Annotated in this window: 9 protein-coding genes; all 9 read right to left on the bottom strand. The window is 54.1% G+C overall.

Going from position 1 to position 8611, the window contains the following annotated elements:
• Window positions 1-397 (bottom strand): PHP domain-containing protein (locus ACPLUI_RS03580; RefSeq protein ID WP_424658905.1); only part of this gene is annotated, 397 nt, incomplete at its 3' end.
• A gap of 9 nt (window positions 398-406) precedes the next feature.
• Window positions 407-1399, bottom strand: coding sequence for a dipeptidase (locus tag ACPLUI_RS03575; protein WP_424658904.1), 993 nt, complete (start codon window positions 1397-1399; stop codon window positions 407-409).
• Between the two features lie 89 nt (window positions 1400-1488).
• Window positions 1489-1749 (bottom strand): stage V sporulation protein S, encoded by a 261-nt coding sequence (locus ACPLUI_RS03570; RefSeq protein WP_013823423.1) that lies wholly within the window; start codon window positions 1747-1749, stop codon window positions 1489-1491.
• Between the two features lie 137 nt (window positions 1750-1886).
• Complete coding sequence (locus ACPLUI_RS03565) at window positions 1887-2666, bottom strand: TIGR00282 family metallophosphoesterase (protein ID WP_424658903.1); 780 nt, start codon at window positions 2664-2666, stop codon at window positions 1887-1889.
• A 17-nt stretch (window positions 2667-2683) separates the two neighbouring features.
• On the bottom strand, window positions 2684-3202 hold the full coding sequence (locus ACPLUI_RS03560) for a hypothetical protein (protein WP_424658902.1): 519 nt from the start codon (window positions 3200-3202) through the stop codon (window positions 2684-2686).
• A gap of 126 nt (window positions 3203-3328) precedes the next feature.
• Window positions 3329-4858, bottom strand: coding sequence for a ribonuclease Y (rny, locus tag ACPLUI_RS03555; protein WP_424658901.1), 1530 nt, complete (start codon window positions 4856-4858; stop codon window positions 3329-3331).
• Window positions 4859-5212: 354 nt separating this feature from the next.
• On the bottom strand, window positions 5213-6244 hold the full coding sequence (gene recA, locus ACPLUI_RS03550) for a recombinase RecA (RefSeq protein WP_424658900.1): 1032 nt from the start codon (window positions 6242-6244) through the stop codon (window positions 5213-5215).
• A gap of 71 nt (window positions 6245-6315) precedes the next feature.
• The gene (locus ACPLUI_RS03545; RefSeq protein ID WP_424658899.1) at window positions 6316-7569 is read right to left on the bottom strand and encodes a competence/damage-inducible protein A; all 1254 of its coding nucleotides are present in this window, start codon (window positions 7567-7569) and stop codon (window positions 6316-6318) included.
• A 135-nt stretch (window positions 7570-7704) separates the two neighbouring features.
• The coding region (locus ACPLUI_RS03540) for an AAA family ATPase (protein WP_424658898.1) at window positions 7705-8611 on the bottom strand (907 nt) is incomplete at its 5' end.

Raw genomic sequence — 8611 nt, 5'->3', positions numbered from 1 at the left:
GCCGTCCGACCGATCCCCCTCCGGCCAGTCCCAGCACCTGTTCCACTTCCACCGGTATTCCAAGGGAACGGAGCTTTTCCACCATCTTCACCACCCGTTCCACCCGGGCCCGGCGAAAAAGGGAAAGACGACCAAGTAACTCGCAATGATCAATGCGAAAAAGATAGCCGAGAATATGTACTTCGCGGCCCTCTTCCTCCGTGCTCAGCTCCACCCCGGGCAAAACCGGGAAGGAAAGCCTTTTGCCCACCTCCAGCGCGGGAAGTACGCCATCAATGCTATCATGGTCCGTAATGGCCAGGGCAGAAAGCCCCGCCCCGCAGGCCTCTTCTACAACCCTGCCGGGGGTGTCGGTGCCGTCAGAAAAGGTAGTGTGGACGTGCAGATCACAGGGCATTACTTCACCTCATTCGACACGACTGGCATTTCTTCCTGCCGGGAGAACCTGCTGGAACACCCGCAAGAAGTTCCCCCCCAGGATGGCAGAAATCTCCTCGTCCCGGTATCCCCGTTGCCACAGGGCACGGGTTAAGGAGGGCAGGCAGGAGATGTCCTCCAATCCCGGGGTAACATTTTTAATACCGTCAAAGTCGGAACCTATTCCCACGCAGTTCACCCCTCCGAGAGCGACCATGTGATCAACATGATCCAGCAGTTTGTCCAGTGAAGGTTCCGAGGGATGAACAAATTCGGGACAGAAGCACAGTCCTATTACCCCACCACGGGCAGCCAGGGCCCGGATCTGGTCGTCGCTCAAGTTGCGTCGGTGATTGCAGACGTGCCTGGTGTTGGAGTGCGAAGCAATTACCGGCGCTGTGGATACTTCCAGCACATCCCAGAAACCAGCCTCAGATAGATGGGAAACATCCACCAGCATACCCAGCCGGTTCATTTCTCTAACCACCTCCCGGCCGAAAACGGTCAAGCCACCCCGGGTTCCCTCTTCAGCCACCCCATCGGCCAGTTCGTTACGCCCGTTCCAGGTTAGAGTCAGGCTCCTCACCCCCAACCGGTAAAACATGCGCAGCACCTCGAGACGGCCACCCAGAGCCTCCCCGCCTTCTATGGCCAGCAGAACACCAATCTTACCTGAATCCCGGGCCGCCGCAATATCATCAAAACAGGTAACCAGCATTAATTCTTTCCGGTTGGCTTCCATTTCAGCATAAAACCTGTCGAAGAGTTCCAGGGCCCTGGCCACGGCCCGCTCCCGGTACACCGGGGCAATAAAGGCGGCCAAAAAAACAACATTCACACCTCCCCGGCGCAAGCGTATTAAATCCACATGCCCGCCCTTTCCCACCTCCGAGAGATGACGGTTCTGAACTTCCATAGCCGTCAGTACGTCACAATGGGCATCCACCACCATGCTCCGGTGGTGCAGCTTCAACCAGTCCACCTTCTTTTCCTCCCTTGAATAAACTAAAAAAACCTGTTTATTCGTAACCGGAATAAACAGGCCGCCTGCATAAAGTTAACTATCAATTGTTACCTGGGCTCCACTATAAGCTTGATCGCCGTTCTTTCTTCCCCGTCAATAATAATATCGGTGAAGGCAGGTATGCAGATCAGGTCCATTCCATGTGGTGCTACAAATCCTCGTGCAATGGCTACCGCTTTTACAGCCTGGTTAAGGGCACCAGCGCCAATAGCCTGTATTTCCGCACAGCCACGTTCACGGAGAACACCGGCCAGGGCTCCAGCAACAGAATTTGGATTGGACTTTGCTGAAACCTTTAATACTTCCATGCGCACCAAAGACCTCCTTCTTCTGTGGAAAAATTTTTCCGGCACCTGCTACAGTTCGTAAAATATATATTCGCTAAGGTTAGAAAAATTCCTTTTTTAAGACGCACGTTTTTTGGGATCTTTTTTCTAACTTCTGACTATTCGTAATTTTGAATCCTCCTGATTTCACGCGCTTCTCCACTGTCGTCATCAACGTCGATTACTACGGCGTTGAACTGATAGGGACCCGCAGCCACTTCAAAACGACGGGGTAACTGGGTGAGAAACTTGTTCAGTACCAGTTCTTTTTTAACGCCAATCACCGAATCCCGGGGGCCGGTCATGCCCACATCGGTAATGTAAGCGGTCCCACCCGGGAGGATGCGCTCATCAGCCGTCTGGACGTGGGTATGAGTACCGCAAACCGCCGATACCCGTCCTGCCAGGTACCACCCCATAGCCATTTTTTCAGAGGTAGCCTCGGCATGAAAGTCCACCAGGATTACCCTGGTTAAACCACCCAGCTGACTCAATAACTGATCCACTTTGCGAAAGGGGCAATCAAGTTCCGACATGAAAACACGGCCGGCCAGGTTCAAAACCGCCACTTTTCTATTGTGCCCGTCCTCCCCCAGATAAAAACCCGTGCCCGGTACTCCGGGAGGGTAGTTGGCCGGACGCAAGATCCTTTTTTCCTGCTCTATAAGGTCGAAGATTTCCTTGTGATCCCAGACGTGATTACCCATGGTGATGACGTCAATACCGCTAGCCAGCAGTTCCCTGGCCACTTCACGGGTAATACCGTTGCCTCCCGCGGCATTCTCACCATTGGCCACAACAAAATCGATGTCCAGTTCCTGAAGCAACCCCGGCAGGTTTTCTTTCAAAGCTCTCCTGCCGGGACGACCAACAATATCGCCGATGAAAAGTAAACGCACTGGAAGTATCCCCCTGGTTACTTGTTAAAAACCAGCACGCGGCCGTCTTCCCGAAAGGCAAAAAGATGCTTGTCTTCAGCAGCAATGCGCATGCTCTCAAGCATGTGCTCAATAATTTCTTCCTGGATGAGCAACTCCTCTTCAAAGAGAGAGTCATTTTCTTCAGTAACCAGGTTATCATCCAGAAACTGGCGTAGAAGCTGTACGATAAGCGCAATTTCTTCCTGAACCAGGGTTTCCACATCGCGCTGGACCTCGATCATGGTCAGTTGATCGCAAATCTGATGGTCTATGAGACTGACCCTGGTCTGCTTGCCTTCCAGCATGCTGAAAACCTCTATACTATCAAGCAGCATTCCTTTAAGCGCCGCTATTTCCCGGTAATTGAGAACCCGGGAAGCAATAAAGGTAAACTTCAAGACCTGTCTGCCGGGATCAAAATTGATGGTGGCCACCTCAGGGTAACGCACCAGGATGGAGATCAGCAATCCCACACTATCTGCAACATCTTCCCTGCCCGTTACCAAAAAAGTCACCTTCCTTTTGTCCTCATACCAGCAATACGTTTAAATTCGGTTTCATCGTGCAAGTTCCTGCCTCTTTAAGGGAAGCAGTTTGAAAAAATTTTATACCATGAAAGGGAAATGACCCCTTTCAAGGGGTCATTTTGCATAATCAACCACCCGGGTTTCCCGTATAATGGTTACTTTAATCTGGCCCGGGTAATCCAGTTCTTTTTCGATTTTCTTGGCAATCTCCCTGCTCAGGCGGACAGCCCCAAGGTCATCAACCTTGTCCGGCTTAACCATAATCCTGATCTCCCGGCCTGCCTGGATAGCGTAGCACTTGTCCACGCCCTCGAACGAACTGGCAATTTCTTCGAGTTTTTGCAGCCGTTTAATATAGGCTTCCAGGGTTTCCCTGCGTGCGCCGGGCCGGGCGGCGGATATGGCATCAGCCGCCTGTACGAGCACGGCGGTAATGGTCCGGGCTTCCTGATCCCCGTGGTGGGCGGCAATAGCATTTATCACCTCTGGATGTTCGCGATACTTTTTAGCCAGTTCCACACCTATGGAGACGTGGGGGCCCTCCACCTCGTGATCGACCGCCTTACCAATGTCATGCAACAGACCAGCCCGCTTGGCGATCTGTACATCCACACCCAGCTCGGCAGCCATCAGCCCTGCCAGGTGGGCTACTTCGATGGAATGTTTGAGCACGTTCTGCCCGTAACTGGTCCGAAACTTCAGGCGGCCCAGAAGAGTAACCAGTTCGGGATGCAACCCGTGCACCCCGGTTTCGAAAGTAGCCTGCTCTCCGGCCTCACGTATCTGGGCCTCCACTTCCCTGCGAGCTTTTTCCACCATTTCTTCGATGCGGGCGGGGTGAATGCGCCCGTCAACAATGAGCTTTTCCAGAGCAATACGGGCAATCTCCCGCCGAATCGGATCAAACCCTGAAAGGATTACAGCTTCCGGAGTATCATCGATAATTAAATCGATCCCGGTCAGAGTTTCAAAAGCGCGAATGTTCCGCCCCTCCCGCCCGATGATGCGGCCCTTCATCTCATCACTGGGCAGTGGAATAACCGCCACCGTAGTTTCAGTGACGTGGTCCGCGGCACACCGCTGAATGGCCAGGGAAATGATCTCCCGGGCGCGCCTTTCTGCCTCCTCCCGGGCCTTGTTTTCCACATCCTTGATCATCAGGGCCGCCTCGTGCTGTACTTCCTTTTCAATACCTGCCAGCAACTGCTGCCGTGCTTCCTCCGAAGTCAGCCCCGAGATACGTTCAAGTTCGCTAACCTGTTGTTGATAAATCTCGTTCAATCGCGTTTTCAGGCTCTCAATCTCTGCCTCCTTACGGTTAAGGGCTTCTTCTTTGCGTTCAATGGACTCGATTTTACGGTCGAGGGTTTCTTCCTTCTGCAGGAGCCTCCGCTCCAGACGCTGCAGTTCGGACCGGCGCTCCTTATTTTCCCTCTCCATCTCATTGCGCAAACGCAGGACTTCTTCTTTAGCCTCAAGGATAGCTTCCCGTTTTTTTGCTTCTGCAGCCTTTTCTGCCTCTTCTATTATCTTCCTGGCTTCAGTTTCGGCCGAAGCAATCCTCGCCTCCACCAGGTACTTGCGAACCAGATACCCAATGGCAAAAGCAACCACTGCAGCGACCACTGTTACAACTGCGATCATAGCCTGCAAATTGTCTCACCTCCCTCAAACATACTCCCTGACATCCCGGCATTTCCAACCCCCGGGATCTGCCTGGATGTTTATCAGGTATACAAAAAAAAGACCGAGTTTGACTCGGTAGAAAAAGAATCGGCACTACTTCTTTTCAGGCCACGGGCAAGAAAAACCCCCTCTACCTCTTTTAGAGGCAAATCTTGAGGTTATGACCCTCCCTGTAGAAGGTTGTATCTATTTCAAACCCGTACCTGGTAGTTACCAATTCTATTTTCTCCCAACGATAATTCTATATATTTTATGGGAGAATGTCAAGGCTCATCCCTCGCCAGCAACGGGCAATACAAAAGCGCCATTAAATTATTCACCTGTGGCTTCGTCACCTGTGGAAGCGATTTTAAGACCGCCTATCTGAAGCTGCTGGCGAATTTTTTGCTCAATCTCCCGTGCCACTTCCGGGTGTTCCCGCAAATACTCCTTCACATTCTCCCGCCCCTGCCCCAGCCTTTCCTCTCCGTAAGAATACCAGGTCCCGCTCTTGGTCACAATTTTCATCTCCGTGGCCAGATCCAAAAGCGTACCTTCCCGGGAAATCCCCGTACCGTACATGATATCAAAATCTGCCTGTTTAAAGGGCGGGGCCAGCTTATTTTTAACCACCTTCACCCGCGTCCGGCACCCGATGATATCCGAACCCTGCTTCAACGCTTCCAGCTTGCGTACTTCCAGGCGTATGGAAGCGTAAAACTTCAGCGCCCTGCCACCGGGTGTGGTTTCCGGGTTCCCAAACATCACGCCCACCTTTTCCCGTAACTGGTTGATAAAAATGGCCGTCGTCCGGGATTTACTGATAGCACCGGTCAGCTTGCGCAGGGCCTGGGACATCAGGCGGGCCTGCAGGCCAACCTGGAGCTCACCCATTTCCCCTTCAATTTCGGCCTTTGGGACCAGGGCTGCTACAGAGTCAATGACCACGACATCTATAGCACCACTCCGCACCAGTGCTTCACAGATCTCCAGGGCCTGCTCACCTGTATCAGGCTGGGAAACCAGCAGATTCTCAATATCAACTCCCAGGTTTTTGGCGTAGACCGGATCCAGAGCATGTTCCGCATCGATAAAAGCAGCTATGCCGCCGGCCTTTTGGGCTTCGGCGATAATATGCAGGGCTACGGTAGTCTTTCCCGAAGACTCCGGGCCGAAGATTTCCACCACCCGACCCCGGGGGACTCCACCCACCCCCAGGGCAATGTCCAGGGACAGGGCACCGGTGGGAATTACCTCTACGTTCAATCTAGCAGTTTCACCCAGCCTCATAATGGCCCCTTTGCCAAAACTCTGCTCAATTTTACTTAAGGTCGCTTCAAGAACTTTCAATCTATCATTGGACACGTTAAAACACCACCTTAAAAAATTAGTACCCACCGGGCCGGGTTAAAAGAGGAGCCCCGGGCTGGTACAATTCATGGACGGGGCTGGGGTCGGGAAAGCAGGTAGAGCCGGATCATGTTCAGCGCAGCATTGGCCGCTCCCTGCCTAACTGCCTGACGGTGGCCTGGAAAGCGAAATTCCCGGTAACTGGTACCATCGGGAGCAGCCAGGGCAATATAAGTAAGCCCCACAGGTTTGGCCGGGGTACCCCCGCCCGGACCGGCAATACCGGTAATGGACAACCCCAGGTGCGCTCCGGTAAGTGACCTTACTCCTTCGGCCATGGCCAGGGCAACCTGCCGGCTTACGGCACCGTGGGTTTGAAGAACCCCTGCCGGGACACCCAGGACTTTTTCCTTCACCCTGTTATCGTAAGCCACAACACCGCCCAAAAAATAAGCGGAACTACCGGGTATGGAGGTAAGGCGGGCGGCAGTCAACCCACCGGTACAGGATTCCGCCAGGGCGCACGTCAAACCTTTTTCCGCCAGCAGCCGCCCCACCACTTCCTCCAGAACATCCTCATCCATCCCAAACACGTAATCAGCCAGGCGCTCCCGCACCTTCTCCAACAAGCCGTTCACCATCTGGTCGGCCGCAGCACCATCAGCAGCCCTGGCACTAATGCGTACATGCACCTCCCCGGGCTTGGCCACGTAAGCTATGCCGGGGTTACCCTGCCCCCCCAGGTCACCGATCAGCTCCTGAACCCCGGATTCGGAGATCCCGGTAACCTTGAGCAATCTGGTACGGGTAACCGTCCCCCGGTTGCCCAGGGAGTCCAGGTAGGGAGCCACCGAGGTCTCAAACATGGCTTTCAATTCCCGGGGTGGTCCGGGCAAGAGGATGATCACCCTGCCCCGGTGTTCCAGCAGGGCCCCCGGAGCGGTACCCGCAGGATTCGGCAACACCCTGGCCCCCGCGGGGAAGCAGGCCTGTCTGGCCATGCTCCCGGATACGGTCGCCCCCCGGCTTGCCATGAATTCCTGGAGTCGTTGCAGCGTCGGTTCGTCAATTACCATGGGCAACCCCAGCACCCTGGCTACGGTATCTTTGGTAAGGTCATCGGTGGTGGGACCCAGACCTCCGGTAACAATAATCAGATCAGCCCTTCCCAGGGCGTCTTCCAGAGCCCGGGCAAGACGGTCCCAATCGTCGCCCACAGTAGTGTGCAGGACAACCTCAATCCCCCGGGCTGCCATTTGTTGACCCAGATACTGGGCATGGGTATTGAGCACCTCTCCTAAAAGCAGTTCAGTGCCGGTGAAAATAAATTCGGCCTGCATGTACTCACTTCCTTATCTCCCCTTAAATTTATCTTTTCGCCAGGATACCTAAAAACCCTGCCATCCCCGGTAAAATGTACTACAGGGAGGTCAATAGACCTCCCTTGCACCAAATTTGCCCCTTCGTTTCATGCGTTATGCAGCTGGTGGGTTAAGCAAACGGCGGAATTCCTCGCCGGTAACCTTCTCCTGTTCCAAAAGCAATTGTGCCACCCGCTCCAGAACACCCCGTTTTTCACTCAAATAGGAACGTACGCGTTCCTCCTGTTCTCGCAGAATTTCCGTAAGTACACGGTAACGCAGCCAGCCGGGAAGGACTTCCACATCCACAACACCCAGACGGGACATGCCATTTTTGATGATCTGTTCAGCTACACGGGTGGCCTCCCGGAAATCATTACTGGCTCCAGTACTGCGGTTCCCCAGGATCAATTCTTCGGCCACCGCCCCGGCCAGCATGATGGCTATTTGATTTTCCAGGTAGTCTCTTGTGTACAAATAGGTATCATCCTCGGGGACCTGACGCATATAACCCAGCGCCTGCCCCCGGGGAGTAATGGTCAGGGTGGATACGGAGCCACTCCTTACCAGTTCACTTAATAGAGCATGGCCGGTTTCGTGAATGGCTACCCGCCTCAACTCGGCCGGAGCGGGCCGGCGGTCCAGACGGTCCCCCATCATGACCTTATCCACTGCTTCGTGGAAATGCCGCTGGTGAATGACATCGCAACCCTCCCGCATGGCCAGAATGGCTGCCTCATTGGCAAGGCTCTCCAGGTGGGCACCGCTGAAGCCAAAAGTCTCCCTGGCCAGAACCTCCAGGGAAACATCATCGGCCAGGGGTTTGTTTTTGGTATGCAGCTTTAAAATTTCGAGCCTACCCTGCTTGTCCGGCAAATCCACTCTTACCTGGCGGTCAAAGCGGCCGGGCCTCAACAGAGCGGGGTCCAGCATATCAACCCGGTTGGTGGCCGCCACCACCAGTACCTGCACCTTATCATCCACTTTCAAGCCGTCCATCTCGACCAGCAGCTGGTTGAGG

The organism is Desulfofundulus sp. (genome assembly GCF_049701015.1).
Lineage (GTDB): Bacteria > Bacillota > Desulfotomaculia > Desulfotomaculales > Desulfovirgulaceae > Desulfofundulus.
This window is presented reverse-complemented; position numbering and strand designations above follow the sequence as displayed.